Here is a 26,247-nt window from a genome sequence, read left to right on the forward strand (position 1 = left end):
ATGACTCCTTCCTAGAAAACCGCGATGTCGGGCCACACCAAGGCGCAGGCGCCCCAGGTGACACCGCCGCCGAACGCGGCGAGCACGACCCGGTCACCGCTGCTCAGCTCGTCGCGCTGGGCGGCGTCTGCCAGGGCCAGGGGGATGGAGGCGGCCGAGGTGTTGCCGACCTTGTCGAGGTTGACCACGAGCCGGTCGGGTGCCATCCCGAGTTCCTCGGCGACCGCGCGCAGGATGCGCACGTTGGCCTGGTGGCCGACGAACCGGTCGACGTCGTCCACCCGCCACCCGGCGCGGTCCAGCACGACGCGCGCCGAGCCGGCCATGCGCTGGACCGCCGCGCGGAACACGCGCTTGCCGTCCATCCGGAAGTAGACGTCGGCCGGGTCGGCGGGCACGCCGCCGGAGCGCTGCCGCGACCCGCCACCCGGGATCACAATCACGTCGGCCAGGGTGCCGTCGCTGCCCAGGTCGAACTCCAGCAGCGCGCCCGGCTCGTCCTGCTCGCCCGCGCCGAGCACGACCGCGCCCGCGCCGTCGCCGAAGATCACCGACGTGGTGCGGTCGGTGGGGTCGAGGATCGAGCTGTAGGTCTCCGCGCCGATCACCAACACCGACTCGGCCAGCCCGGAGGCCACCGCACCCGCGCCGGAGGCCAGCGCGTAGACGAAGCCCGTGCAGACCGCGGCCAGGTCGTAGGCGGGCACGTGGCCCAGCCCCAGGCGGGCGGCCACCGACGGGGCGGTGGCCGGGCAGGGGTGGTCCGGGGTGGTGGTGGCCACGATGACGAGGTCCACGTGGTCGACGTCGGCTGCCTTGAGGGCGCGCGAGCCCGCGTCCACCGCCAGGTCGCTCGTCGCCACCCCGGGAGCGACGACGTGGCGCTGGCCGATGCCCGTGCGGGTGCGGATCCACTCGTCGGACGTGTCCAGCCGCTCGGCCAGCATCGCGTTGGTGACGGCGTCCGGTGGCACCACGGCACCGAGGCCGCGAACGACGGCGGCCCGGCTCACCGGTCACCCCTCGCGGCGGCGGTGACGGGTTCGTCCGTCGTCGGGGTGTTCGCTGACGACAACATCTGCACCTCGCTTCGCTTCCGACTCCCTCGGCCCAACGCGCGAACCGCGTTGGGCCGAAAATGACCTTAAGTGCAGGTCAGAAGGTTGAACCGGCTCGTGTTTCCAAAGAACACCCGCTGACCGAAAGTGGTATTCGCACCGACCGCGGAACAAGCGAAAGGGCCCCGGACAGGGGCCCTTTCGGTGATCTTGCTCGCTGGTGGTCGTCGGGTCAGGACGCGGCCCGCTCCACCACCGGTGCCTCGGCCGGTGCCGCCGACACCAGACGTGACTTGCGCAGGAACAGCGCGACGAGCAGCGCGCCGCCCACCACGATGGCGGCGTCGACCAGCACGGCCGTGGTGACACCGCCCAGCACCGCGTCCTGGCGGCTGGAGGTGGTCTCCAGCAGGTGGATGCGGCTGGACGCGATGGCGCTCAGGATCGGGATGCCGATGGTGATGCCGACCTGCTGCGTCATCGACGTCAACCCGGTGGCCAGGCCCTGCTCGTCGTCGGGCAGGCCCGAGGTGGCGGTCACCATGTACGCCACGATCGCGACCATGTGCCCGAAACCGGCGACGGAGGTGGCCACGATGACCAGCCACACGCTGCCGGGTTCGCGGTCGACCAGGAACAGCGCGGCGGTCATGACGCCCTGCACGAGCAGACCCATGACCAACGTGGTCGGGCTGCCGAACCTGGCGATGATGCGGGGCGCCAGGATGCCGCCGAGGAACGCCGCCACGCCGAGCACGGCGAACACCAGGCCGGCCGCCAGCGCCGAGTAGCCCAGCACCTCCTGCAGGTACAGCGTCATCAGGAAGATCGCCGAGGTCTCCATCGTGAAGCTGATCAGGCCACCGAAGTTGCCCCAGCTCACCGTCGGCCGCACGAGGATGCGCATCGACGCCAGCGGCGACGGCACGCGCAGTTCGATGAACACGAAGGCCACCAGCAGGACCGCGGCCACCGCCAGCGACAGCAGGCCGACCGGGTCGCCCCAGCCGTCCTCGCCCTGCTTGGAGATGCCGTAGACCAGGGCGACCAGGCCGAGGCTGACGGTGATCGCGCCCGGGACGTCGAGCTTGGCGCGCTGCGTCGGCTTGCTCTCGGTCAGCACGATCGGGGCCAGCGCGATCACGATCAGACCGACCGGCACGTTGATCAGGAACGCCCACCGCCAGCTGGCGACACCGGTGAGCACACCGCCCAGGACGGCGCCCGCGGTGAAGCCCGCGGACAGCAGCGCGCCGTTGAGGCCCAACGCGCGGTCACGCAACGGTCCTTCCGGGAACGACGTGGTCAGCAGGGACATCGCCGAGGGGATCACGATGCCCGTCGCCAAGCCCTGCGCGACCCGGGCCAGGATCAGCAGCGTCGGCGTGTTGGCCAGACCGCCCACCAACGACGCCACCACCAGCAGCACCATGCCGACGATCAGCATGCGCCGCCGACCGGCCAGGTCGGCGATCCGGCCGAACACCAGGGTGAACCCGGCGGACGCCAGCGCGAACGACGTGGCGATCCACTGGAAGTTCTCCAACTCGAAACCGAGGCCGTTGCCGATCACCGGAATGGCCACGTTCAGGATGGAGAAGTCGGCGGACACCATGAACTGGGCGCCGAGCAACAGCACGAGGATTACTTTTTGGCGGCTCGTCATCACCGGGGGCGATGTGGTCGCCGGCGCTGGGTCTACAGTCGACATCTCACGGCCTTTCATCACGTCGCTCGTCGTGCAGTCGGCTGCGCCGCTCGAATCGGCTTTGTCCTGCATTTCCGAGGCATTTCGTGCCAGAGGCTAGCGCCGGCCGGGCCGTGTGGGATGCTGAGTGCACCCGAAGTTCGGGCGGACTACAACCAAAGTAGTAGTGACTGCACCAAAGGTGTAGTGCTCGCCTGTCGACCGCCGCCGGTCGCCCGTGGAACAGTGGTCCGGGCCGGCCCGAATGCGCCTCTAATGCACCTCCACACCTGTGCGGTCAAGGAGAGACGATATGACAGCCACCACCCCGTTGGGCACCACCGGGATGGAGATCAGCAGGATCGGGTTCGGCGCCTGGGCGGCAGGCGGCAGTGACTGGAAGTTCGGGTGGGGACCGCAGGACGACGCCGATTCCGTCGCGACCATCCTCGCGCTGGTCGAGCGCGGCGTGAACTGGATCGACACCGCGCCTGCCTACGGCGTCGGGCACTCCGAGGAGGTCGTCGGGAAGGCACTGGCGCAGCTGCCCGTGGCGGACCGGCCGCTCGTGTTCACCAAGGTCGGGCTCGTGTGGACCGACACCGAGGACCTCGCCGGCTCGCCGCGCAAGGTGATGCGCGCCGAGTACGTCCGCCGCGACGTCGAGGCGTCGCTGCGCAGGCTCGGGGTCGACCGGATCGACCTGCTCCAGGTGCACTGGCCCGGTGACGGCGCCCTCGCGGTGCCGGACGGCGACGACCCGCTGGCCGAGCGGTGGGCGACCCCGCTGGCCGAGTACTGGCAGACCATGGTGGAGTTGAAGCGGGAAGGCCTGGTGCGCGCCATCGGCCTGTCCAACCACGGTGTCGCCGAGCTCGCCGAGGCCGAGGCGATCGCGCACGTGGAGACCCTCCAGCCGCCGTTCTCGCTGCTGCAGCGCGATGCCGTGCCGGAACTGGCCTGGTGTGCCGACCACGGCACGGGCACGATCGTCTACCAGCCGCTGCACTCGGGCCTGCTCACCGGCGCGTTCTCGCGGGAGCGCGCCGAGGCGCTGCCCGCTGGCGACTGGCGGCGCGGTTCGCCGGACTTCACCACGAACCTGGACCGCAACCTGGCCCTGGTGGACGCGCTGCGGCCCATCGCCGACGGTCACGGCACCACGGTGTCCAGCGTCGCCATCGCCTGGGCGCTGTCGGTGCGCGGTGTCACCGGCGCCATCGTCGGCGCGCGCCGCCCCGAGCAGCTGCGCGACTGGATCGATGCGACCTCGCTGGAGTTGACGCCCGGCGACTTGGACGCCATCGCGTCGGCGATCGAGGCGACGGGTGCGGGCAGCGGTCCGGCACGCCCTTGATCCGGTGCCCGTCCCGGTGCTCCGCGGGGAGTGAGTCCATGAGCACATCGCGCGGGGCGCGGTAGCCCTGCTCGACGGTGTCAGTGCCGCCGTCGAGAACTCGATCGACAAGCCGACCGGGCACACCCCGGCGGGCACACACGGGGCGGCGGCGGCGACACCGATCGCCGCCGCCGCGGCCGTGCCCGCGTCGCTGGGCGTGCTGCCGGTCGGCACGCGGTTCCGGGTGCCCGCCGGCGGGTCGGTCGGTGTGCGTCGTCACCGAAGTGCGTGATCAGCCACGCCGACCTGAATCCGACACCTCGTCGTAACTTCGGCTCCGAATCCGGACGAGTGGCCCACGGCCTGCTTTGCGCAACCCCACGTCCAGTACTCGGTCGGGTGGCGCGTGGCCAATACATTTCGCCCCCTAATAGCCCACTCCGCGAGATGACTTCGGGGTGTCCGGCGAGACGTTGACTCGTGGTTGAGCCGTGCTAATGTCGGGTGCAGGCCGGGTCCCCGGTGAGATCCGGGTCGATCTCGCCGGGGACCGCTACTGGGGGAAGACAGGGGGCCACATTGCTGCTCCGCTATATGCGGTTGGCGATTCGGCAGCCATTACGGCGTGCGCCGGCACGGGGCGACGTGGCCCGCAGGAATAGCTCGGTGCCCGAAGTGCCCGGTCGGGCCCTTCGCCGGGTGCCGTCACGCCCACAGCCGCCGGACGTCCTGGTCGCCAGTGCCGTCGGGGCCGGGACAGCAGCGGTTCAGCACGTGGCCTAGTCATCCATTCCGTTGGAGTCGCCGAGCCGTCCTGACGGAATGCACCCTTTCCGGTCATGTGGCGAAGCGAGCGGTCATTCCGGTCCCGCACCACGAGTGCGGTCGAGTGGTCCTGGGAACTGTCGACCGAGACGTGACGGAGAAAGCATGAAAAGCAAGGTGACGGGGAGCACCTCGGACAGCGGGTGGTTACCCAAGCAGCGAGGTGACGTCGAGCACGGCGCGGAGGTCGCACCGGTCTGGGCGCGGTTCGTCGACCACCGTGACGCGCTGCTCGACGAGTACGGCAGGAGGCTGCGGGCGATGCACTCCGCCCTGGCCGAGGACGAGGACACGTTGCGCGGCTGCGTGGCGCACGCCGAGTCGATCCTGGACGAGTGCGCCGCGAGCCTGCGCGAAGGCCGGGTCGTGACCAGCGACGACAGCTGGGTCGTGGCGTCGGGGATCGGCACCCGGCCGGCCACGGGCAACGTGCACCCGATCGAGTCGATCAGGGCCGCGGCCGTGCTGATCGAGCTGACCGTCCGGGCCCTCCAGGACGTCTGCGGCGAGGACCGGGCGGGGGTGTCGCTGCTGTGCACGGCGATGCTCACGCTGAACCAGTCGATCTCGCTGCGGATGCACGTGGCGTCCATCGCCTACGACCGGTTCCTGTACGAGCAGTTCAAGCAGGCCCAGGTCGACGGCGTGCACAGCCTCGCCCGGGAGATCCACGACCACGTGGGCAACGGCGTGAGCCTGGCGCACCGGCAGCTGGAGTTGTACGACGTGCTGCACTCCGAGGACTGCGGCATCGCGCGGGACCGGGTGGCGCGGGCCCGCCTGGTGCTGACCGAGACGCTGGACACCACCCGCAGGCTGATCGCCGGGTTGCGGGCGCGGGTACCGGTCTCCGGGTTGCGGGAGGCGCTGGAGGCGTTCGTCGCCTCGGTCGACTGCACCGAGGTCGAGGTCGTCGTGGAGGGTGACGAGCACCGGCTGTCCCGCGACGTGGTGGGCGAGCTCTACACGGTGGTCCGGGAAGCGCTGCGCAACGCGATCCGGCACGCCTGCGCGTCGCGGATCCGCGCGCACGTCGAGATCACGCCGTGGCGGGTGGTCGCCGTGGTCGAGGACGACGGCATCGGCTTCGACCGCCGCCGCACCGGGCACGGGCTCGCGTCGATGACCGAGCGCACCACGCTGCTCGGCGGCGAGCTGACCATCACCAGCGCCCGCGGCACCGGCACGCGCCTCGAGGTCTCGATCCCGTTGATGGAGCCGGGACATGCGATCGGTGCCTGACCGCGCGCCGATCCGCATCGTCGTCGCCGACGACCACACGCTGCTGCGCGAGGCGGTCTGCGACATGCTCCGCATGGAATCGGGCTTCCTGATCGTCGGTGAGGCCGACGACGGCGCCAGCGCCGTGGTGATGGCCGAGCGGACGCGGCCCGACGTGGTGCTGCTGGACGTGGGCATGCCGGGCAACCACCCGGTGTTCACCGTCCGCAGGATCGCCGAGGTCGCGCCCGACACCCAGGTCATCATCGTGAGCATGTACGCCGAACAGCGGCTCGTGCGGGAACTGCTGTCCCTCGGCGTGCGCGGCTACCTGCACAAGAGCGTGAGCAGGCAGGAGCTGGCCGCGGCGATCCGCACCGTGTGCGCCGACAACCGGCGGGTCGTCGTCTCGGTGGCCTGGATGCCCAGCGCCGAGACCGAGGACGACGGCGGGCTGCTGTCCACCCGGGAGCGCGAGGTGCTGGCGCTGGTCGCCCAGGCGATGAGCAACCGGCAGATCGCGACCCGGCTGGACATCACCGAGGGGACGGTGAAGAGGCACCTGCGCAACGTCTTCGGCAAGCTGGCCGCGGTGTCCAGGATCGACGCGGTCAACAAGGCGGTGGCCGCGGGGCTGATCCCGGCGCCGGAGGACCGGCGGGCGCTCAGTCCACGCGCGGTGGGCGGGGCGGGACCGGGCGGGTCGCCTGCGCGGGGCTGATGAGCCCGGCGTCGACGGCCTTGTTCACCGCGTCGATGCGCGACACGGCGCCGATCTTGGCGAAGATGTTGTGCAGGTGGCGTTTGACGGTGGCTTCGGTGATGCCCAGGCGCGCGGCGATCTGGCGGTTGCTCAACGCCTGCGCGACCAGTTCGAGCAGACCCCGCTCACGGCGCGAGAGCGGGGTCTCGCGCTCCTCGGCCCGGTCGATGCTCGCCGCCGCCGGCGACACCGAGATCTGCACCGACCGGTCGTCGCGCACCGTGCTGCGGATGACCGAGACCAGGTGCTGCCTGCTGACGCCCTTGCTCAGGTAGCCGCGCACGCCCTGGGCGAGCATGTCCTGCACGAACGCCGGCGTGTCGTACATGCTCAGGATCACTACGCGGGTGCGCGGTGCGACCTCCCGCAGCCGCTGCACGGTCAGGGCGGCGGGGATGCCGGGCATGTCGATGTCCAGCAGCACCACGTCGGGGCACAGCTCGGCGGCGGCCGCGACCAGGGCCGTGCCGTCGCCCACGTCGGCGACGACGTCGAAGTCCGGTTCGGCGTTGAGCGACTCGCGCAGCATCTCGCGCAGGATCACGTGGTCGTCGGCGAGCAGGACGGTGATCCTGTCGGGGTGTGCCGGGGTCACGGCAGCGGCAGCTCGACGTCGACGCGCGACCCCGTGGCCGTCGCGGTCACCACGCAGCTGCCGCCCAGCGAACCGGCGCGTTCACGCATGGACACCAGGCCGAAGCCCTGCCGTGCCGCCGCACGCGCCGGGTCGAACCCGATGCCGTCGTCCTCCACGGACGCGGTGATCGTCTCGCTGGTGATGTCCACCAGCACCACGGCCTTCTCCGCCGCGGCGTGGGCGAACACGTTGAGCAGGGCCTCGCGCAGGATCAGGAACAGCTCCTTGCGGTGCCGGTCGGGCACCAGGCGCTGGTTGCCGGTCACCTTGACGTGCACGACGGTGCGCCACGCGCCCGCCGTGTCGGCGAAGGCGACGATCTCCTGCTCCAGGTCGAGCGCGGCGGGCCCGTCGGAGAACTCGGTGATCAGCTGGCGGACGATGGACAACGCCGCGGACAGGTGCTCGCGCGCACCGCTGATCCGCTTCGCGGCGGCGGCCCGGTCGTCGGCCGCCTCGTACAGCTCGACCAGCTCCAGCTGGTGCATGGCGATGCTCAGCTCGTGGCCCAGCTGGTCGTGGACCTCGCGGGCCAATTGGCGGCGCTCGCGGCGGCGCGCCTCGTCGGCGGTGCGCAGGATCGACGTGTCGTAGGAGTCGCCGATGGCGTGCATCTGGGAGGCGAGGTTGCGGTGCAGCACGGTCAGCACGGCGGCCAGGTCCGGCACCAGCTGCGGCTGCTCGGCCGCGACCCGCAGCAGCTCGGCCAGGACCACGTCCATCAGCACACCGGTGCCGCCGGGCGGCGTGGCCGGCTCCGGCTGCTGCGGCTGCTGCTGGACCGGCGGCGCCGTGCGTGCCAGGTCGGTGACCGTGGCGGTGAGGATGGCGTCCGCGCGCGCCAGGCACTCGGGCAGCACCGCCGGGTCCTTGCCCAGCAGGCTCCCGCTGTCGCGCAGCCTGGCCTCCAGGCGCACCAGGATCTCGGCGCGCCGGTCGGCGAGTAAGCCGCCGGCGGTGACGTCGTCGGCACGTGCCTTCGGCATCTCGAATTCCCCCAAAAATCCCGCAGGTCGCACGTCGAGGCACGGCACTGTGCGTGATGTGGATGATACCGCGCGCTGCCGTCGTTTCCGGCGGGGTTCACCGCGGCGCTGCGGTGAACCCCGAGCCGGGCGGTCTCAGCCCGCGACACCGGCCAGGGCGGGCCAGCCCCGGTCGGCGGCGCGCGCGACGAGCACCGGGTCGGCGCCGACGACCACGGGGCGTCCTACCAGGTCCAGCAGCGGCAGGTCGCTGACGTGGTCGCCGTAGGCCGAGCACGCCGCCAGGTCCAGGCCGAGGGTTTCGGCGCAGTCGCGCACCGCCCCGGCCTTGGCCGCACCGATCATCGGCGTGGCGACCGACCCGGTGTAGTGGCCGTCGAGCACCTCCGGCCGCGAGCACAGCACGACATCGGCGCCCACGTGCTCGGCGATCGGGTCCAGGCACGGCGGGAAGGACCCGGACACCAGCACGATCGCCTCGCCGGCCGCGGCGTGCTCCCGCAGCCGGTCGAGCACCGGCCGGTGGAACAGCCGCCCGCCGCGCAGCTCGGCGTCGAACCACGCCCGCCCGTGCCCGGCCAGCTCGGCCTCACCGCGGCCCGCGAAGGTCCGGAAGTACTCGGCCAGCGCGGCGGTGCGGGTACCGGTCTCGCCGGCCAGCCGCACCCGCTCGCGCACGGCCGCGTACTCGGTGTCCGGGCGCCCGCGCAGCCGCAGGTGGAAGGCCAGGAACCGGAAGACGCTCTTGACGGCGATGAGGGTGTCGTCGACGTCGAAGAACGCCGCGGCCGGCCTGCTCACACCGCGACCCGCTTGGCCTCGACCAGCGAGGCCGCCTCACCCAGGCTCAGCTCGGGCGTCAGCTCGCCGTCGGGCAGCTTCACGCCGAAGCGGCGCTCCAGCACCACGGACAGCTCGACCAGCACCAGCGAGTCGACGTCCAGGTTCTCGAACGTGACGTCGGCGTCCACGTCGTCGCCGAACACACCGTACTTCTCCACGAGCGCCTCGCGGATCACGTCCACCACGGATTCCACGGTCTTGTCTCCCTCTCTCGTCAGGTGCTCTCGGTCAGACGGCGGCCGTGGCGCGTTCGGTCTCCACGCGCACGTCCATCGCCGCGTACTCGGCCTCGGCCAGGGCGATCGCGCTGTCGACGTCGCGGGCCACCGGCAGGTCGAAGATCTCGGTGATGCGGCGCAACCGCTCGGGCAGCGTGCCGCCCACGACGTGGTACGGGATGCCCAGCTCGGTCAGCGTCGCCTTCAGGTGCTCGTCGGACAGCGAGCGGAACCGCTCGTTGACCGGGCGGTGCCCGTCGGCGGCCAGCGGCAGCTCGTTGGGCAGGTGCACGAACGCGTCGAAGGTGGCCTTCACGTGCCGCTTGAAGGCGTGCCCGATCTGCTCCATGACCTCCTCGAAGAACGCCAGCTCCGGCGTCTTCTCGACCGACTCCAGGTCGGACAGGTGCACCGAGTCGTTCGGGTTGATGCCGACGGTCACCCGCACCGCGCCGTAGATCCACTCCTGCAGCGACGAGCCGTCGGAGATGAAGCCGTCCCACAGCCTGCTCTCGTGCACCGCGCGGTCCACGTGCCGCACGACGATCATCTGCAGCAGTTCCGCGGCGGTGCACTCCTCCAGCGCCTTGCCGGGTGCCGCCTCGGGCAGGATCTCGCGCATGGTCTTGGCCCGGGTCCGCGGGATGCCGGTGTAGTGCGACAGCGCCATCCCGGTGATGGTCTTGCCGGAGGAGTACGTTCCGGAGATTCCCAACCGCATGTCTTTGTCCGCCTTCGTTTCTCGGTGATCCGGGTCGGGGGCAGGTGAGGTCAGGGCGAGTGGGGCAGCCGGTGGGCCACGGCGCACCGGGTGACCACGCCGAGGCTGTCGCCGACGATGGTGGCCGTGCGCCAGACGCCGTTCGGCGTCTCGAGCAGCGCCGGGTCGAGCAGTTCGGCGACCGCGGGGAACCAGTCGCCCGCGCGTCGTGCGGCGGGCGGGCAGGCGGTGATCGTGGTGTGCCGCATCCACAACGTGTTGCTGGACGCGCGGTCCATGTCGTCGGTGGTGTAGAGCAGCACCTGGCCCAGTTGGAGGGCCACCACGAACGAGTCGACCATGGACACGACCGGGCCCGCCGCGGAGTCGACCCCGCCGTCGGCGAACGGGTCGTCCGGCGGCTCCACCAGCACGTTGGCGGTGGCGTGCGCGGCGGTCACGTCGACGACCACGTCCGCCACGGTCTGCCGCCACGAGCGGAAGCCGCCGCCGTAGAGACCGGGGTAGTCCGCGCCGAAGCGGGCGTCGAGGTCGGCCGGGGACGCCGCCGGGCCGCCCGCGTCGTGCTCCAGCAGGACGCGGACCCGCATGGCGGCGACCTTGACGTCCACCGTGGAGAGCAGTCGGCGTTCGCCCTCCGGCGCGGTGGAGACGTGGGTGGCGCTGACCGGCAGCGAGAAGAGGTTGCCCTCCACCGGCTTGGCCGGCGCCTTGATGTCCACCCGGCGCAGCCACGTCCGGCCGCGGGCCGCGAGGTCGAGGCCGTTGCGTTGCGCGGTCAGCAGCTCGGCCGCCCGCACCGCGAGGATCAGCACGTCGATGGTGGACAGGTGCGGGCGCAGCTCGGTGTCCTCGGTCTTGCGCGACCAGTCCGCCGGGTAGCGGATCTCGACCGTGGCGGCCAGCCCGTCGGCCGCGCCGTGCAGCCGGGTGTCGCCGACCGCGTAATCCACCCGGCGGTAACCCGAGCCGAAGAACCGGGTGGCGCCGGGGCCCAGGTGGTCGTCCACGGACTTGAGCAGCAGCGCCCCGCTGGTGTTCGAAGTCATGTCGGTCCCCTTTCGCTCATTCCGGGGACGACGTTAGGGCGCGCGAGGCCATTCCGGAGGGGTGTGTACCACCTATTGCCCCGCCGATTCTCCTAAAGTGGTAGCGGGCTGCCGCCCGGAACGCGGAAAAGGCCGACACCCGCGGGTGTCGGCCTTTTCGCGCGGTGGGTCAGAACGTCGAGGCGTGCTCCTCGGCCTGTGCCTTGGCGGCCGCGAAGGCGGCTTCGGGGTCGGCGTTCAGCGCATTGCCGTCGAAGTGGACCTCGGTCACGTCGGTGATGCCGACGAACCGGAGCCAGTCCTTGAAGAACGTGCTGCGGAAGTCCACGCCGAACTCCTGCGGCACACCGTCGGCGTACACGCCGCTGGAGTAGACGACGAACGCCTTGCGCCCGGTCATCAGGCCGCTGTACCCGGCGGCGGGGTCGAACCCGAACACCCAGCCCGGCTGCGTCACCACGTCGATCCAGTGCTTGAGGGCGTAGGGCACGCCCGCGTTCCACATCGGGATGTTGAAGACGTACTCGTCCGCCGCGGCGAACCGGTCGAACACCGCCCGCGCCTGCGTCCAGACGTCGACCTGCTCGGGGGTCTGCTCCTGCCCGCCGAACGCGGCCATCTTCGCCGCGGCGGCCGTGGTGCCGAATTCGGGCAGGCTGTCCTCGAACACCGACAGGACGTCGACCTTGGTCTCCGGCTTGCGGTCCTTGTACGCGGACAGGAACGCCCCGGCGATGGCGAGCGACTGGCTCGCCGCGCCCCGCGGCGAGGCGTTTACGTGCAGCAGTTGGCTCATGTGGGAGTGCCTTCCAGGTTCGGGAGCCGGCCTGTGCAATCAAAGGCACGTCGGGGCGCGGATTCAACGCCGCTGCCACTTTGGTCGTGCACGAATGGGTCGAAAGTTGTACGGCGGCCGAAGCCGGTGCCTGTCCGCCTGGTGGAACACCTGCGCAGGGACCCGCTGAACACTGTTGCGTCCGTCACGTCCGGGCCTCTACGGTGGCCAATCGAAGCGCTTCGATGGCGAGGGAGCTCCACGCTTCCCCGGGACGAAGGGGGAGACGATCCGTGTCGAGAGCCCGTCGCTCGCTGCTGGTGCCGCTGATCGCGGCGCTGCTCCTGGCGCCACTGCCCGCGCACGCCCAGGAGCTGCCGTTCCGGGATCCGGACCTGCCGCGTGCCGCCCGGATCGACGACCTGCTCGGCCGGTTGACCGTGGACGAGAAGGTCTCGTTGCTGCACCAGTACCAGCCGGCGATACCCAGGCTCGGGATCGGCGCGTTCAAGACCGGCACCGAAGCGCTGCACGGAGTGGCGTGGCTGGGCGAGTCGACGGTCTTCCCGCAGGCATTGGGCCTGGCCAACACGTGGAACCCCGAACTGGTCGAACGGGTCGGCGCGGTGACCGGCCGCGAGGCCCGCGGCTTCCACGCGCGCAACCCCGCGTTCAACGGCCTCAACCTGTGGGCGCCGGTGGTGAACCTGTTGCGCGACCCGAGGTGGGGCCGCAACGAGGAGGGCTACTCGGAGGACCCGTACCTGACCGGCCGGATCTCCACCGCGTTCGGGCGGGGCATCCAGGGCGACCACCCCGACTACCTGCGGGCCGCGCCGACGTTGAAGCACTACGTCGCCTACAACGTCGAGGACGACCGGATCACCGTCGACTCGATCGTGCCGCCGCGGATCCTGAAGGACTACGACGAGGCCGCGTTCAAGCCGGCCATCTCGGCGAACGCCGCCACCGGCGTGATGGCCTCCTACAACCTGGTCAACGGCCGCCCCACGCACGTCGGCCCGGAGCTGGACGAGGTCGTGCGGTCGTGGACCGACGAGGACCTGATGATCGTCGGTGACGCGGGCGGCGCGTCCAACGTCTTCGGCTCGCAGCGCTACTACGCCACCAGGCCGGAGGCGAACGCGGCGTCCATCCGGGCGGGGCTGGACAGCTTCACCGAGAACGACCGCGACTCGGCCCAGACCACGACGGCGATCAAGACCGCGCTGGCCCAAGGCCTGATCACCTTGGCCGACGTCGAGGACGCGGCGCGGCACGTGCTGTCGGTCCGGTTCCGGCTCGGCGAGTTCGACCCGCCCGGCCGCAACCCGTACGCGGCCATCACGCCGGACGTGATCGACGCGCCGGAGCACCGGCAGCTGGCCCGTGAGGTGGCCGCCGAGCAGGTCGTGCTGCTGCGCAACGACGCAGGCACCCTGCCGCTGTCCACCGCGGACACCAAGAAGGTCGCCGTCGTCGGCCAGCTCGCCGACACGCTGTACGAGGACTGGTACTCCGGCACCATGCCCTACCGGATCACCCCGGTGAAAGGGCTCGCCGAGCGGGCCGAGGTCACGTCGAGCGAGGGCGTCGACCGGATCAGGTTGAAGGACCTGGCCACCGGCAGGTACGTCACGGCGTCCACCGCCGCCACCGGCGCCGCGCTCACCGCCACCGAGGTGTCGCCGGGCGAGGCGAGCGGGCTCGACGTGTTCGACTGGGGCGAGGGTACGGTCACGCTGCGGACCGCCGCCAACGGCAGGACGGTGTCACTGGGCGACGGCCGCAGCCTGGTCGACAACGCGGTGCAACCCACCGGCTGGTTCGTCCAGCAGCAGTTCAAGCTCGTGGCCCAACCGGACGGCTCGCACGTGCTGGAGTACGCGGGCAACGACGTCACCCAGTCCTGGTTCGGCCCGAACAAGTACGTGGTCGTCGGCGTGGACGGCAGGCTCACCCTGGGTGCCGCCTCGGTCGGTGACGCCGCGAAGTTCGGGCGCGAGGTCGTGCGCAGCGGCGTGGACAGCGCGGTGGAGGCGGCGAAGGGCGCGGACGCCGCCGTCGTGGTGGTCGGCAGCATGCCGTTCGTCAACGGCCGCGAGGACGACGACCGCAAGACCACCGTGCTGCCGGCCGGTCAGCGTGCCGTGATCGACGCGGTGCGCCGGGCGAACCCGCGCACGATCGTCGTGCTGGAGAGCAGCTACCCGTACGCGGGTGATTGGGACACCGCCGACCTGCCCGCGATCCTGTGGACCACGCACGCGGGCCAGGAGACCGGCCACGCGATCGCCGACGTGTTGTTCGGCGACCACAACCCGAGCGCCAGGCTGACCCAGACCTGGTACCGGTCCGACGCCGACCTGCCGGACAAGCTGCGGTACGACATCTCGAAGTCCGGGCACACCTACCAGTACTTCCGCGGCAAGCCGCTGTACCCGTTCGGGTACGGGCTGAGCTACACGTCGTTCCGCTACTCGAAGATGCGGGTGGACCGGGCCGTGGTGGACGCCTCCGGCGAGGTGAAGGTCCGCGTGGACGTGACCAACACCGGCGACCGGGCGGGCGCCGAGGTCGTCCAGCTGTACTCGCACCAGAAGAAGTCACGGGTCCGGCAGCCGGTCAAGCAGCTGCGCGCGTTCGAGCGGGTGGAGCTGCGGCCCGGTGAGACGAAGACCGTCGAGCTGACCGTCCGCGCGGCCGACCTGGCGTTCTGGGACGTGACGCGGGAGAAGCGGGTGGTGGAGAGCGCACCGCACGACCTGGCGGTCGGGCCGCTGACCCGCACGATCAGCGTGCGCGGCGAGACGATCCCGCCGCGTGACCTGGGCAGGACCACGCAGGCGCAGAACTTCGACGACTACTCCGGCGTGACCCTGGTGGACACCACCAAGGAACGCGGCACCGCCGTCGCCTCGACCGCACCCGGCCAGTGGATCAGCTTCGAGGACGTGGAGCTGGGCCGGACGGCCCGTTCGCTGACGGCCCGGGTGGCGAACCCGGACGCGCCGACGACGGTCGAGGTGCGCCTCGGCGGACCCACCGGCCGGCTGGTGGGCACGCTCGCCGTGCCGACCACGACCGACAAGTACTCCTGGACCGCGGTCTCCTCGCCGTTGCGCGGCGCGACCGGTCGGCAGGACGTGTACCTGGTCTTCACGGGGAAGGCCCGGATCGACAACCTCACCGTGGAGGGATCATCCTGATGCCCAAGCGACTCCTGGTGGCCGCGGTGGCGGCCCTGATGGCCGTGGCCGGCTGCGGAGGTTCGGAGGAGGCCTCCGACCCCAACACGCTCAAGCTGTGGCACTACGAGGGGCCGGACAGCGCCATGGGCGTGGCGTGGGCGGAGGCGATCAAGCAGTTCGAGGCCACCCACCCGGGCGTGAAGGTGCAGTTCGAGGAGAAGGGCTTCGAGCAGATCCAGAAGACCGCCTCGATGGTGCTCAACTCCAAGGACGCGCCGGACATCCTGGAGTACAACAAGGGCAACGCGACGGCCGGTCTGCTGTCCAAGCAGGGCCTGCTGACCGACCTGAGCGAGGAAGTGGCCAAGCGCGGGTGGGACCGCAAGCTCGGGCCCGGCATCGACACCACCGCCAAGTACGACGAGCGCGGCGTGATGGGTTCCGGGAAGTGGTACGGCATCCCCAACTACGCCGAGTACGTGATGGTCTACTACAACAAGACGATGTTCGACCAGCAAGGGCTGGCCGCGCCCAAGACGTTCGACGAGCTGACCGCCGCGATGGACAAGTTCGCCAAGGCGGGCGTCACGCCGCTCGCGCTGGGCGGCGCGGAGTACCCGGCGATGCAGCTGTTCTACCAACTGGCGTTGACGAAGGCCGACCGCGCGTGGGTCGACAAGTTCCAGCGCTACACCGATGACGTGAACTTCCACGACAACACGTGGGTGTTCGGCGCGGAGACGTTCGCCAAGTGGCTGCGCGAGGGCTACATCTCCAAGGACTCCGCCGGGGTGAAGGCCGAGGACATGGGCCTGGCGTTCATGCAGGGCAAGCACCCGATCATGGTCAGCGGCAGCTGGTGGTACGGCCGGGTGCAGGCTCAGGTCAAGGACTTCGAGTGGGCCTCGGTGCCGTGGCCGGGGATGACGTCCGGGTCCAGCGGCAACCTGTGGGTCGTGCCCGCGGGCTCGAAGAACAAGCAGCTGGCCTACGACTTCATCGAGATCACCATGTCACCGGCGATCCAGGACAAGCTGCGTGACGCGGGCGGTATCGCGGTCGCGCCGAGCGACACGCCCGTGACCGACCCGAAGACCAAGCAGCTGGGCGACGACTTCAAGGCGATCAGCGACGCCGACAAGCTGGCCTTCTACCCGGACTGGCCCGCGCCCGGCTTCTACGACGCGCAGGTGTCGTCGGTGCAGAAGCTGATCACCGGTCAGCTCGGGCCGCACGAGGTGCTGACCGAACTGGCCGACTACTACAAGGAGAACACCGCGAGCGTCGGCAAATGAGCTTGGTCCCCACCTCGATCCGTGACCGCGGGTCGTACCTGCTCTTCCTGATTCCCGGCGGCCTGCTGCTGCTCGCGGTGATCCTGGTGCCGTTCGGCATGAACATCGGCATCAGCTTCACCGAGTGGTCCGGTGCCGGCACGCCGGAGTGGATCGGGTTGGACAACTACACCCGACTGATGTCGGACGGCACGTTCTGGGCGTCGTTCCGGCACAACGTCGGGCTGGTGGTGGCGATGGCGGTCCTGCCGACCCTGGCGGGACTCGTCATCGCCGCGGCCCTGTTCGACTTCATCGGCAAGCACTTCGGGGCACGGCACGCCGCCGTGCTGCGGGCGTGCATCTATTTGCCGCAGGTGCTGCCCATCGCGGTGGCCGGGATCGTGTGGAGCTGGATCCTGGCCCCGCAGGACGGCGCGCTCAACGAGGTGCTGCGCGCGGTCGGGCTGGATTCCTTCGCGCAGAACTGGCTCGGTGACCCGGACCTGGCGCTGTGGACCGTGATGGGCGTGCTGCTGTGGATCCAGGTCGGCTACCCGGTGGTGATCTTCATGGCCGGGATGCAGCGGGTGGACCCGTCGCTGCACGAGGCCGCCGAGCTGGACGGCGCGTCGTGGTGGGGCCGGTTCTTCCACGTCACCGTGCCGCAGATCCGGCCGGAGATCTTCGTCGTGCTGCTGACCTGCACCATCGCCGCGCTGAAGGTGTTCGCGCCGATCTACGTGCTGACCAGGGGCGGGCCGGGCGGTTCGACGAACGTGCCGTCCTACTACTCGTTCCAGAACTTCTTCGAGAAGACCCAGGTCGGCTACGGCGCCGCGATCGCCACTGTGCTCACCGTGCTGATCCTGGTGCTCACGACGGTGTTCCTGCGCGTGCAGAACCGGGGTGAGCGCTGATGCGGCGGCACGCGGTGCTGTGGTCGATGGTCCTGCTGGCCGCGGTGATGCTGGTGCCGTTCGTCATCGTGGCGCTCAACGCGGTGAAGACACCGGCCGAGTACTCCACCGGCGGGCCGCTGGACCTGCCTTCCGGTATCTCGCTGGAGGGGATCGTCGCGTTCTGGGAACGCGTGGACTTCGGCGAGAAGCTGTGGAACAGCGTGGTGATCAGCGGGTCGGTGGCCGTGCTTGCGGTGGTCGTGTCGGTGTTCAACGCCTACGCGCTGGGCATCGGCCGAGTGCGGGGCAGGATGTGGATCCTCGTGGTGTTCCTCATCGCCAACACCCTGCCGCAGGAGGCGCTGGTCTACCCGCTGTACTTCCTGGCCAACGAGGTCGGGCTGTACGACACGAAACTGGCCGTGATCATCATCTTCACGGTGATCCAGGCCGCGTTCGGCACCTACCTGCTCACCTCGACGCTCGGCGGCTTCCCCCGTGAACTGCTGGAGGCCGCCCGCATCGACGGTGCGAACAAGTGGCAGACGCTGGTGCGGATCGTGGTGCCGATCAGCCGGCCAACCCTGGGCGTGCTGTTCGTGTTCTTCTTCATCTGGACCTGGAACGAGTTCTTCCTCCCGCTGGTGCTGCTGATCTCCAACGAGAACCAGACCGTGCCGGTGGCGCTCGGTGTGCTGCAAGGCCAACGGATGATGGACGCCACCATGACCAGCGCCTCGGCGCTGCTCGGCGTCATCCCGGCCATCGTCTTCTTCCTGATCTTCCAACGCGCGTTGACCCGCGGCATCACGGCAGGGGCAGTCAAGTAATGGGTTGTGTGTGGACGTATCACTTCGCCCCGGCACATGACACCGCGTTGGGCGATGTTGTGCGCCGCGTTGTGGTCGGCGTGCCCGACGAAGCCGCACCGGCCAGTGTGGCGGCACGTCCCGGTCGACCGCCAAGGAAAACCTCAAGCTACAGAGAGATTCCGACCGGAGGCCCGTTACGCGGGCCGGACAGTCCGGGATCGGATTCTCCAGGCAACAGACGGTCAGGCTTTCGCCGATTGGAGTTCGGGTGAAGTTCAGCGACGGGTACTGGCTGCTGCGGCCTGGTGTGCAGGCCGCTCACCCGGTGGAGGTGCGTGACGTCACGGTGGGGAACGGGGAGGTCGTCGTGCACGCGTCGACCCTGCCCATCCGGCACCGGGGTGACACGCTCAAAGGCCCTGCGGTCACGTTGGGGCTCACCTCGCCGATGGCCGACGTGATCGGGGTGACGATCACGCACTTCTCGGGTGAGGCGCCGAAGGAGCCGGTGTTCGCGCTGGCCGCCGACAGCGCGCACGAGGCGAAGGTGGTGGAGGACGACGCCGGGGTGGTGATGACCTCGGGGGCGTTGTCGGTCCGAGTGCACCGGGGCGAGCAGTGGCGGGTCGACTTCACCGCCGACGGGCGTTCGCTGACCAGCAGTGGCACCAAGGGCATCGGTTTCATGACCGTGGACGGTGTCCACCACGTGCGCGAGCAGTTGACCATGGGTGTCGGTGACGCGGTCTACGGGCTGGGGGAGCGGTTCGGGCCGTTGGTCAAGAACGGCCAGACGGTGGACATCTGGAACGCCGACGGCGGCACGAGCAGCGAGCAGGCGTACAAGAACGTCCCCTTCTACCTGACCAACGCGGGCTACGGGATCTTCGTCAACCACCCCGGGCACGTGTCGTTCGAGGTGGGCTCCGAGGCGGTGTCGAAGGTCCAGTTCAGCGTCGAGGGCCAAGCGCTGGAGTACTTCCTGATCTACGGCCCCAGCCCGCGCGAGATCCTGCGCAAGTACACCGCGCTGACCGGACGCCCGGCGTTGCCGCCCGCGTGGTCGTTCGGGCTGTGGCTGTCGACGTCGTTCACCACGTCCTACGACGAGGAGACGGTGTCGGGGTTCATCGACGGGATGCTGACGCGCGACCTGCCGTTGAGCGTGTTCCACTTCGACTGCTTCTGGATGCGCGAGTTCCACTGGTGCGACTTCGAGTGGGACCCGCGCACGTTCCCGGACCCGGTCGGCATGCTGGAGCGCCTGCGCGCCCGCGGTCTGCGGATCTCGGTGTGGATCAACCCCTACATCGCGCAGCGGTCGCCGTTGTTCGCCGAGGGCAAGGCGAACGGCTACCTGCTGCGCAAGCCCAACGGCGACGTGTGGCAGTGGGACCAGTGGCAGCCGGGCATGGCACTGGTGGACTTCACCAACCCGGCCGCCCGCGCCTGGTACGCCTCGAAGCTCGACGCGTTGCTGGCCCAGGGCGTGGACTGCTTCAAGACCGACTTCGGCGAGCGCGTCCCGACGGACGTGGTGTACCACGACGGCTCCGACCCCGAGCGGATGCACAACCACTACACCCACCTCTACAACCGGACCGTGTTCGAGGTGCTGCGCAAGCGGCGCGGTGACGGTGACGCGGTGGTGTTCGCCCGGTCCGCCACCGCGGGCTCGCAGCAGTTCCCGGTGCACTGGGGCGGTGACTGCGAGGCCACCTACGAGTCGATGGCCGAGAGCCTGCGTGGCGGGCTGTCGCTGGGCATGTCCGGCTTCGGCTACTGGAGCCACGACATCGGCGGGTTCGAGGGCACGCCGTCGGCGGCGTTGTTCAAGCGGTGGATCGCGTTCGGCCTGCTGTCCTCGCACAGCCGACTGCACGGCAGCTCCTCCTACCGCGTGCCGTGGCTGTTCGACGAGGAGTCGGTCGACGTCCTGCGGCGGTTCGTCAAGCTGAAGCTGCGGCTGATGCCGTACCTGGACGGTGCCGCGCGGCAGGCGTCGGCCGAGGGCGTGCCGATGATGCGGGCGATGGTGGTGGAGTTCCCGGACGACCCGGGCTGCGCCCACCTGGAACGCCAGTACATGCTCGGCGACGACCTGCTGGTCGCGCCGGTGTTCTCCGACGACGGCGACGTGTCGTACTACGTCCCCGAGGGCACGTGGACGCACCTGCTGACCGGTGAGACGGTGCGAGGTCCGCGCTGGGTGCGCGACCGCTGCGACTTCCTCACCGCACCCGTCCTGGTCCGCCCGAACACCATCCTGCCCGTCGGCGCGGTGGACGACAGGCCGGACTACGACTACGCCGAGGACGTCACGCTGCGGGCCTACCAGCTGGCCGACGGCGACCACGTGACGGTGGCCGGCGGCACGACGTTCCGCACCCACCGCGCGGGCGACGAGATCCGCGTCGAGGTCGAGGGCGCGCCGGCGCGGTGGCAGTTGCTGCTCGTCGGCGCCCAGGCGGTCGATGCCGTGGACGGCGGCACGGTCGGCGAACACCCCGACGGAGTGCTCATCGGCACCGAGGGCGGCGCCCTGACCCTGCGAGGGATCCGATGAGGCTGTTGGCGGTTGTGCTCGTGCTGCTGGGCTCGCTGACCGCGACCTCTCCGGTGGCCGCGGCCCCGGTGCCGGACGGCAAGCGGCACGAGGTGTCCTACGACAAGTACTCGCTGACGGTGGACGGCGAGCGGGTCATGCTGTGGTCGGGGGAGTTCCACTACTTCCGGCTGCCCAGCCCCGAGCTGTGGCGCGACGTGCTGGAGAAGATCCGGGCCGCCGGGTTCACCGGCGTGTCGCTGTACTTCCACTGGGGCTACCACTCGCCGTCGCCGGGCGTGTACGACTTCACCGGCGTGCGGGACGTGGACCGGTTGCTGCGCATGGCCGACGAGCTCGGCCTGTACGTGGTGGCCCGGCCCGGGCCGTACATCAACGCGGAGACCAGCGGCGGTGGTTTCCCGGCGTGGCTGAAGACGGTGGAGGGCCGCGCGCGGTCCAGCGACCCCGGTTACACGGCGGCGTACACGGACTGGCTCAACCGCATCAACCCGATCATCGCCCGGCACACCGTCGGCCGCGGCGGTTCGGTGATCGCCTACAACGTGGAGAACGAGTACGCGGTCAACGTCGACCCGGCCTACATGGAGAACCTCCAGAGGCTCGCCCGTGACGCCGGTATCGACGTGCCGATCGTGCACAACAACTGCTGCGGCGGCGACCTGGCGAACTGGTCGTCCGGGCAGGGCGCGGTGCAGATCCCGGGCGTGGACGACTACCCGCAGTCGTTCGAGTGCCACAACCCGGACGCCTGGGGCCCGTGGGGCGACGGCGTCACGCGCAGGCTGCGCGACGACGCCCCTGTGTACGCCGCCGAGTACCAGGCAGGCGCGATCGACCTGAACAACGCCGGGTACGACAAGTGCCGCGAGCTGACCGGCCCGGCCTACATGAAGGTGTTCTACAAGAACAACGCCATCACCAGCGGCGCCACCATGTTCGGCTACTACATGACGTTCGGCGGCACGTCGTGGGGCTGGCTGCCGCAGCCGAACGACGTCTACACCTCCTACGACTACGGCTCGGCGATCACCGAGTCGCGGCAGCTCACCGCCAAGTACGACGAGTTCAAGCGGCAGGGCTACTTCATGACCTCGGTCGCGCCGCTGACCAAGACCGACCAGGTGCCCGCGCCCGCGCCCGCCGACCCCGCGGTGGGGACGGTGGCGCGGGCGAACCCGGACACCGGGACGCAGTTCGTGCTGGTGCGGCAGGCCGACCGGGCGGGCACCGCCGACCTGGCCACGACGCTGGACTGGGCCACCCCGGACGGCCGCTACCAGGTGCCGGTTCGGGTCGACGGCCGGGACGCCAAGATCCTCGTCGCCGGGTACGACCTGGGCGGCCAGCGGCTGGTGTGGTCGAACTCCGAGATCCTGACCCACGTGGACGTGTCGGGCCGGGACGTGGCCGTGCTCTACGGCCGTGACGGCGAACCGGGCTCGACCGTCCTGCGCTACGACTCGGCGCCGACCGTGCGGCTCCTCGAAGGCCAGGTCCGCGGCTCCTACGACAACGGTGACCTGCGCCTGGACTACACCCACACCGGGCTCTCCCGCGTGCTGGTCACCGGCGGCGGGCGGCAGCCGATGCTGCTGATGCTGGGCACCGACGAGACCGCCGCGCGGTTCTGGCGCCAGGACACCGTGGCCGGGCCGGTGCTCGTCCGCGGCACCTCGCTGGTCCGGTCCGCCGAGGTCAGGGGCGACCGGGTGGCGTTGCGCGCCGACACCGACCGGGCGACCGAGGTGGAGGTGTTCGCCCCGGCCCGTCACCTGTCCGTCGGCGGGCGTCCGGTGCCGGTGCGGCACACGGCCGGCGGTTCCCTGCTCGGCTCGCTGCCCGGCCCGGACCAGGTGCGCCTGCCCGAGCTGACCGACTGGCAGTACCGGCCGGAAGCACCCGGCCAGGGCGAGTCCGGCTGGACCACGGCGGACAAGACCACCACGGCCAGCCCGATCAAGCCCAAGACGCTGCCCGTGCTCTACGCCGACGAGTACGGCCACCACAACGGCAACGTCTGGTACCGCGGCCGGTTCACCGCCACCGGGGCGGAGAAGACCGTGTCGGTCAACGCCATCACCGGCAGGCGCGGCCACTACCTGGTCTGGCTCAACGGGCGTTACCTCGGCTCCGCCGCCGGTGGCACGCAGGCCGACTCGGAGCCGGTCAACCCCGATCCCGGACGCGGTGACTTCGCCGTGCCCGAGGGGTTGCTCGCCGCCGGGCAGCGGGCGGAGCTGACCGTGCTGGTCGGGAACATGGGCCACAACGACGACTGGACCGCCGACGACGTGCGCCACAAGCAGCCGCGCGGGCTGTTCGGGGTGGTGGTCGAGGGCTCGACCGCGCCGATCTCGTGGCAGATCCGGGGTTCCCGGCCCATGGACGGCGAACGCGGCCCGATGAACACCGGTGGCCTGTACGGCGAACGCGCGGGCTGGCACCTGCCCGGCTCCGGTGGTTGGCAGCGACCGCCGGGCGAGTTGACGCCGGGCGTGTCCTGGTACCGCACGAACTTCGAGCTGGACCTGCCGCGCGGGCACGACGTCTCGCTCGGCCTGGAGTTCTCCGACACCACCGCCCGCGGCTACCGCGTGCTGATCTTCGTCAACGGCTGGAACATGGGCCAGTACCTCAACGGCGTCGGCCCCCAGCGGGAGTTCGTGCTGCCACGGGGTGTGCTGCGCGACCACAACACGCTCACCTTCGCCGTGATCTCGACCGAGGCGGCGCAGGGTGACCCCGGGAAGGTGAGCCTGGTGACCCTAGGCAACCACCGGACCGGTGCTGCCGCGGGCCGTTAGCCGGGGCGGCAGCAGCCGGACCTCGGGTTCGGCCTGGCCGTCGAGCTGGCGCATCGCCAGCTCGACGGCCAGCCGGCCGAGTTTCACCGCCGGGAGGTCCACCGAGGACAGCGGCACGGCCTGCGCCTGCGCCACGTCCGCCGGGCAGACCGCCAGCACGGAGATGTCCCGCGGCACCCGCAGGTCGCGCTTGGCCAGCTCCGACAGCAGCGGGCCGAGGATGGCCTCGTTGTGCACCACCAGCCCGGTGACCGGGGTGCGGCGGTCCAGCAGGCCGTCCAGGCACTCGCGCAGGCCGTCGTAGGTGGGCACGCAGGCCAGCGCGTCGGCCTCCACGCCCCGGCTCGCGGCCGTCGCCCGGAACCCGCTGAGGAACCGGCCGGCGTAGCTCGTGCCGCGCTGATAGACGGCGGGGGAGGGGCCGATGAGCGCGATGTCGCGGTGGCCGAGGTCGGCCAGGTGGTGCACGCAGTCCGCACCGGCGGCGGTGAAGTCGAGGTCGACGCAGGTCAGCTCGTGCGGGTGGTCCGGCACGCCGATCAGCACCGCCGGTCGGGCCAGTTCGCGCAGCACGGGCACCCGCGGCTCGGCCGCTTCGACGTCCATCACGATGATCGCGTCGGCGAGGGACGAGGCCACCACCCGGTGGAGCCCCTCCGCGCCCTCGTCTGCGGTCAGCAGCAGCACGTCGTGGTCGTGCGAGCGGGCCTCGGAGACCGTGGCGGTGACGAACTGCATGACCACGGGGACGTTCAGGTCGGTGCGCAGCGGCACGACCAGGGCGACCACGTTCGTGCGGTTGCTCGCCAACGCCCGCGCGCCCGCGTTCGGGCGGTACCCGAGCTGGGCGATGCTGTGGTGCACGCGGCGCCTGGTGGTCTCCGAGATCGAGCGCTTGCCGGACAGCACGTACGACACGGTGCTGGGCGAGACTCCCGCGGCCCGGGCGACGTCGGCGATCGTGACCATCGGTGGATCATAGTACTCCGGCGTCGCCGCGACGCCCTGGAGGTCCATTGTGGACCAGACCACCGCGGCTGGTCGCCGTGGGTCTGGATCGTTTCCGTTGCCGGGACGAAGCCGCCGTCGGCCGCCTCTCCGCGGCAGCGCCTACCCCAACGCCCGCAGTCCGGTGAGGTAGTCGGCGAGGAGACCGCGGCAGAACGCCACGTGGTCGGGGCCGTAGCCGCGGGGGCCGCACTCGATCACGAGCAGCAGGCCCAGGTAGAGGTGGTACAGCGCCAGGCGGTGCCGGAAGGCGGGGGTGAAGTCGAGGACGCCGCCCGCCTCGGTGTACCCGGTGACGAGGTCGCTGCCCGGGCCGGCGTCGCCGCCGAACGCCAGGGAGACCAGTTCGGCCGCCGGGTCACCCCAGAACGCCCGTTCGTGGTCGATGAGCCCGACGACCCGGGGTGGCCGGTCACCGTCGTCGGGGAGGCCGATGAAGATCGTCCTTCGTGGACGATCAACCTGTGGACACCCCGCTGTTGACGATCAAGCCTCCGCATCGCGGCCCGATCACCGGTGGCCGGGCGCAGTTCGTCAGCGGCGGCAGGGACGGCACCGTGCTGCGGTGGGACGCCGGAACCGGACGCCGTGAGGGAGAACTGTCCACCGACGCACGCTGTGCGCGTGACCGGGTGGGCCGCGCCCGAGTCCGCGAAGTGCTCGCACGCGGTACGGCCCCAGTGGTTCGACTACGCCGGTGACCTCGTCGTGGTCGAGGACCCGGTCAGCCTGGTGACCCCGGGGTACATCGACGGCGGGTGGTGCTATTACGGCCTTGCCCCGGGCAAGCACCCCGTCTACGTGGGCACCCACCCCTGCCGCGACGACGACTCCGATCCCGACGCGTTCACGTACGCCGTCAGCATGGTTGTGGTCGCGGCTGGAGCCACGCGGCCGAGTGGGCGTCGCGCCCCTTCGACGAAGAAGGAGGTCCCGACTTCGTCGCCGGTGCGCTGGAGGCCATCAAGGCCAAGGGGCCGCGCTACCGGCGGGACAACTGGGTGAACGTGGTCTGCGACCAGGTGACCGGCGCGAACGCCTTCGTCTTCCCGGTGGACACCGAGAGCGCCGGCGGCCACGAGGACGAGGACGTGCTGGTGCTGCAGGCGGTCACCTGGTGACCCCGATCCCGGCCGAGGCCGGGCGAACGAGCCGCGGTGCCACTGTGGGCACCGCGGCTCGCGTGATCACCGTGCCGACCGGTCAGAGGCCGAACCACAGGTAGTAGATGCCGCCGGGCTTGGCCTGGACCGCGCAGGCCTTCCACACCCCCTGGCTGAGCTTGGTCACGCACACCAGCTGGGCGGCGGTTCCGCTGGTGTACCAGGCGTAGTAGTACGGGGTGGTGGCCTTCGGCGGGTTGCCGGCCACCGGCATGGTCGTGCCACCGGCCCCGCCGGTGCCGGGGTTGGCCGTGGCGGCGCCGGCGGACAGGGTGAGCGCGGCGATGACGAGCGCTACTGCCGCCGCGAACTTGCGGAGCATGCATTCTCCTTGTGGGTGTTTGTTCGACAACAGGCTCGGAGAGCCTGAAGACCTGGTGATCAACAGGGAACGCGGGTCGG

21 protein-coding genes are annotated in these 26,247 nt (G+C 70.5%); 10 read left to right on the forward strand and 11 right to left on the reverse strand.

From position 1 onward, the window contains the following. Nucleotides 1-11: 11 nt before the first annotated feature. Together A6A25_RS21900 and A6A25_RS21905 are read right to left on the reverse strand one after the other, a co-directional pair. The gene (locus tag A6A25_RS21900) at nt 12-1,013 is read right to left on the reverse strand and encodes a beta-ketoacyl-ACP synthase III (RefSeq protein WP_073892813.1); all 1,002 of its coding nucleotides are present in this window, start codon (nt 1,011-1,013) and stop codon (nt 12-14) included. 277 nt (nt 1,014-1,290) lie between these two features. After that, on the reverse strand, nt 1,291-2,784 hold the full coding sequence (locus tag A6A25_RS21905; RefSeq protein ID WP_073893234.1) for an MFS transporter: 1,494 nt from the start codon (nt 2,782-2,784) through the stop codon (nt 1,291-1,293). A 274-nt stretch (nt 2,785-3,058) separates the two neighbouring features. Here A6A25_RS21905 and A6A25_RS21910 point away from each other — a divergent pair, with 274 nt between their 5' ends. From A6A25_RS21910 to A6A25_RS21920, 3 genes are all read left to right on the forward strand, one after another. Then, the gene (locus A6A25_RS21910; RefSeq protein WP_073892815.1) at nt 3,059-4,102 is read left to right on the forward strand and encodes an aldo/keto reductase; all 1,044 of its coding nucleotides are present in this window, start codon (nt 3,059-3,061) and stop codon (nt 4,100-4,102) included. 912 nt (nt 4,103-5,014) lie between these two features. Continuing rightward, entirely contained in the window at nt 5,015-6,151 is a 1,137-nt protein-coding gene (locus A6A25_RS21915; RefSeq protein ID WP_073892816.1) for a sensor histidine kinase, read from the forward strand. Further along, entirely contained in the window at nt 6,135-6,851 is a 717-nt protein-coding gene (locus A6A25_RS21920) for a response regulator (protein ID WP_073892818.1), read from the forward strand. Before A6A25_RS21915 ends, A6A25_RS21920 begins: the two co-directional genes overlap by 17 nt. Here A6A25_RS21920 and A6A25_RS21925 read toward each other — a convergent pair. The 7 genes from A6A25_RS21925 to A6A25_RS21955 form a co-directional block, all read right to left on the reverse strand. Then, nucleotides 6,796-7,488, reverse strand: a complete 693-nt coding sequence (locus A6A25_RS21925) for a response regulator (protein ID WP_073892819.1) — start codon at nt 7,486-7,488, stop codon at nt 6,796-6,798. The two genes, A6A25_RS21920 and A6A25_RS21925, sit on opposite strands and share 56 nt — an antisense overlap. Beyond that, nucleotides 7,485-8,516 (reverse strand): sensor histidine kinase, encoded by a 1,032-nt coding sequence (locus A6A25_RS21930; RefSeq protein WP_073892821.1) that lies wholly within the window; start codon nt 8,514-8,516, stop codon nt 7,485-7,487. The genes A6A25_RS21925 and A6A25_RS21930 overlap by 4 nt, the downstream gene beginning before the upstream one ends. Before the next feature lie 135 nt (nt 8,517-8,651). Then, the gene (locus A6A25_RS21935) at nt 8,652-9,317 is read right to left on the reverse strand and encodes an HAD family hydrolase (RefSeq protein WP_073892822.1); all 666 of its coding nucleotides are present in this window, start codon (nt 9,315-9,317) and stop codon (nt 8,652-8,654) included. Then, nucleotides 9,314-9,553, reverse strand: a complete 240-nt coding sequence (locus A6A25_RS21940; RefSeq protein ID WP_073892824.1) for a phosphopantetheine-binding protein — start codon at nt 9,551-9,553, stop codon at nt 9,314-9,316. The genes A6A25_RS21935 and A6A25_RS21940 overlap by 4 nt, the downstream gene beginning before the upstream one ends. 34 nt (nt 9,554-9,587) lie before the next feature. Next, nucleotides 9,588-10,298, reverse strand: coding sequence for an AAA family ATPase (locus A6A25_RS21945; protein ID WP_073892825.1), 711 nt, complete (start codon nt 10,296-10,298; stop codon nt 9,588-9,590). 50 nt (nt 10,299-10,348) lie between these two features. Next, nucleotides 10,349-11,347, reverse strand: a complete 999-nt coding sequence (locus A6A25_RS21950) for an AvrD family protein (protein ID WP_073892827.1) — start codon at nt 11,345-11,347, stop codon at nt 10,349-10,351. Between the two features lie 169 nt (nt 11,348-11,516). Further along, on the reverse strand, nt 11,517-12,143 hold the full coding sequence (locus A6A25_RS21955) for an FMN-dependent NADH-azoreductase (protein ID WP_073892828.1): 627 nt from the start codon (nt 12,141-12,143) through the stop codon (nt 11,517-11,519). A 272-nt stretch (nt 12,144-12,415) separates the two neighbouring features. Here A6A25_RS21955 and A6A25_RS21960 point away from each other — a divergent pair, with 272 nt between their 5' ends. The 6 genes from A6A25_RS21960 (at nt 12,416) to A6A25_RS21985 (ending at nt 23,674) form a co-directional block, all read left to right on the forward strand. After that, nucleotides 12,416-15,331 (forward strand): glycoside hydrolase family 3 protein, encoded by a 2,916-nt coding sequence (locus A6A25_RS21960; RefSeq protein WP_073892830.1) that lies wholly within the window; start codon nt 12,416-12,418, stop codon nt 15,329-15,331. Further along, nucleotides 15,331-16,608: an ABC transporter substrate-binding protein gene (locus tag A6A25_RS21965; RefSeq protein WP_073892831.1), complete on the forward strand. Its 1,278-nt coding sequence runs from the start codon at nt 15,331-15,333 to the stop codon at nt 16,606-16,608. The genes A6A25_RS21960 and A6A25_RS21965 overlap by 1 nt, the downstream gene beginning before the upstream one ends. Then, entirely contained in the window at nt 16,605-17,507 is a 903-nt protein-coding gene (locus A6A25_RS21970; protein ID WP_073892833.1) for a carbohydrate ABC transporter permease, read from the forward strand. The genes A6A25_RS21965 and A6A25_RS21970 overlap by 4 nt, the downstream gene beginning before the upstream one ends. Beyond that, on the forward strand, nt 17,507-18,319 hold the full coding sequence (locus tag A6A25_RS21975; protein ID WP_073892834.1) for a carbohydrate ABC transporter permease: 813 nt from the start codon (nt 17,507-17,509) through the stop codon (nt 18,317-18,319). The genes A6A25_RS21970 and A6A25_RS21975 overlap by 1 nt, the downstream gene beginning before the upstream one ends. 250 nt (nt 18,320-18,569) lie before the next feature. After that, nucleotides 18,570-20,867 (forward strand): alpha-xylosidase, encoded by a 2,298-nt coding sequence (gene yicI / locus A6A25_RS21980; protein WP_073892836.1) that lies wholly within the window; start codon nt 18,570-18,572, stop codon nt 20,865-20,867. Then, entirely contained in the window at nt 20,864-23,674 is a 2,811-nt protein-coding gene (locus A6A25_RS21985; protein WP_073892837.1) for a beta-galactosidase, read from the forward strand. The genes yicI and A6A25_RS21985 overlap by 4 nt, the downstream gene beginning before the upstream one ends. Here A6A25_RS21985 and A6A25_RS21990 read toward each other — a convergent pair. Then, complete coding sequence (locus tag A6A25_RS21990; protein WP_073893237.1) at nt 23,636-24,643, reverse strand: LacI family DNA-binding transcriptional regulator; 1,008 nt, start codon at nt 24,641-24,643, stop codon at nt 23,636-23,638. The genes A6A25_RS21985 and A6A25_RS21990 overlap by 39 nt on opposite strands. A 201-nt stretch (nt 24,644-24,844) precedes the next feature. Between A6A25_RS21990 and A6A25_RS44190 the strand changes: the two genes are divergently transcribed. Beyond that, nucleotides 24,845-25,165: a hypothetical protein gene (locus A6A25_RS44190; protein ID WP_073892839.1), complete on the forward strand. Its 321-nt coding sequence runs from the start codon at nt 24,845-24,847 to the stop codon at nt 25,163-25,165. A gap of 720 nt (nt 25,166-25,885) precedes the next feature. Here A6A25_RS44190 and A6A25_RS22005 read toward each other — a convergent pair. Next, nucleotides 25,886-26,167: a hypothetical protein gene (locus tag A6A25_RS22005; protein WP_073892842.1), complete on the reverse strand. Its 282-nt coding sequence runs from the start codon at nt 26,165-26,167 to the stop codon at nt 25,886-25,888. Between the last annotated feature and the right edge of the window lie 80 nt (nt 26,168-26,247).

The organism is Saccharothrix sp. CB00851, from assembly GCF_001905065.1.
GTDB lineage: Bacteria > Actinomycetota > Actinomycetes > Mycobacteriales > Pseudonocardiaceae > Actinosynnema.

Bases quoted from the DNA above. Each gene is read 5' to 3' on its own strand.
- A6A25_RS21905 (WP_073893234.1), bottom strand. From the start codon at position 2,784: ATGAAAGGCCGTGAGATGTCGACTGTAGACCCAGCGCCGGCGACCACA.
- A6A25_RS21910 (WP_073892815.1), top strand. From the start codon at position 3,059: ATGACAGCCACCACCCCGTTGGGCACCACCGGGATGGAGATCAGCAGG.
- A6A25_RS21915 (WP_073892816.1), top strand. From the start codon at position 5,015: ATGAAAAGCAAGGTGACGGGGAGCACCTCGGACAGCGGGTGGTTACCC.
- A6A25_RS21920 (WP_073892818.1), top strand. From the start codon at position 6,135: ATGCGATCGGTGCCTGACCGCGCGCCGATCCGCATCGTCGTCGCCGAC.
- A6A25_RS21930 (WP_073892821.1), bottom strand. From the start codon at position 8,516: ATGCCGAAGGCACGTGCCGACGACGTCACCGCCGGCGGCTTACTCGCC.
- A6A25_RS21945 (WP_073892825.1), bottom strand. From the start codon at position 10,298: ATGCGGTTGGGAATCTCCGGAACGTACTCCTCCGGCAAGACCATCACC.
- A6A25_RS21950 (WP_073892827.1), bottom strand. From the start codon at position 11,347: ATGACTTCGAACACCAGCGGGGCGCTGCTGCTCAAGTCCGTGGACGAC.
- A6A25_RS21955 (WP_073892828.1), bottom strand. From the start codon at position 12,143: ATGAGCCAACTGCTGCACGTAAACGCCTCGCCGCGGGGCGCGGCGAGC.
- A6A25_RS21965 (WP_073892831.1), top strand. From the start codon at position 15,331: ATGCCCAAGCGACTCCTGGTGGCCGCGGTGGCGGCCCTGATGGCCGTG.
- A6A25_RS21970 (WP_073892833.1), top strand. From the start codon at position 16,605: ATGAGCTTGGTCCCCACCTCGATCCGTGACCGCGGGTCGTACCTGCTC.
- A6A25_RS21975 (WP_073892834.1), top strand. From the start codon at position 17,507: ATGCGGCGGCACGCGGTGCTGTGGTCGATGGTCCTGCTGGCCGCGGTG.
- A6A25_RS21985 (WP_073892837.1), top strand. From the start codon at position 20,864: ATGAGGCTGTTGGCGGTTGTGCTCGTGCTGCTGGGCTCGCTGACCGCG.
- A6A25_RS21990 (WP_073893237.1), bottom strand. From the start codon at position 24,643: ATGGTCACGATCGCCGACGTCGCCCGGGCCGCGGGAGTCTCGCCCAGC.
- A6A25_RS22005 (WP_073892842.1), bottom strand. From the start codon at position 26,167: ATGCTCCGCAAGTTCGCGGCGGCAGTAGCGCTCGTCATCGCCGCGCTC.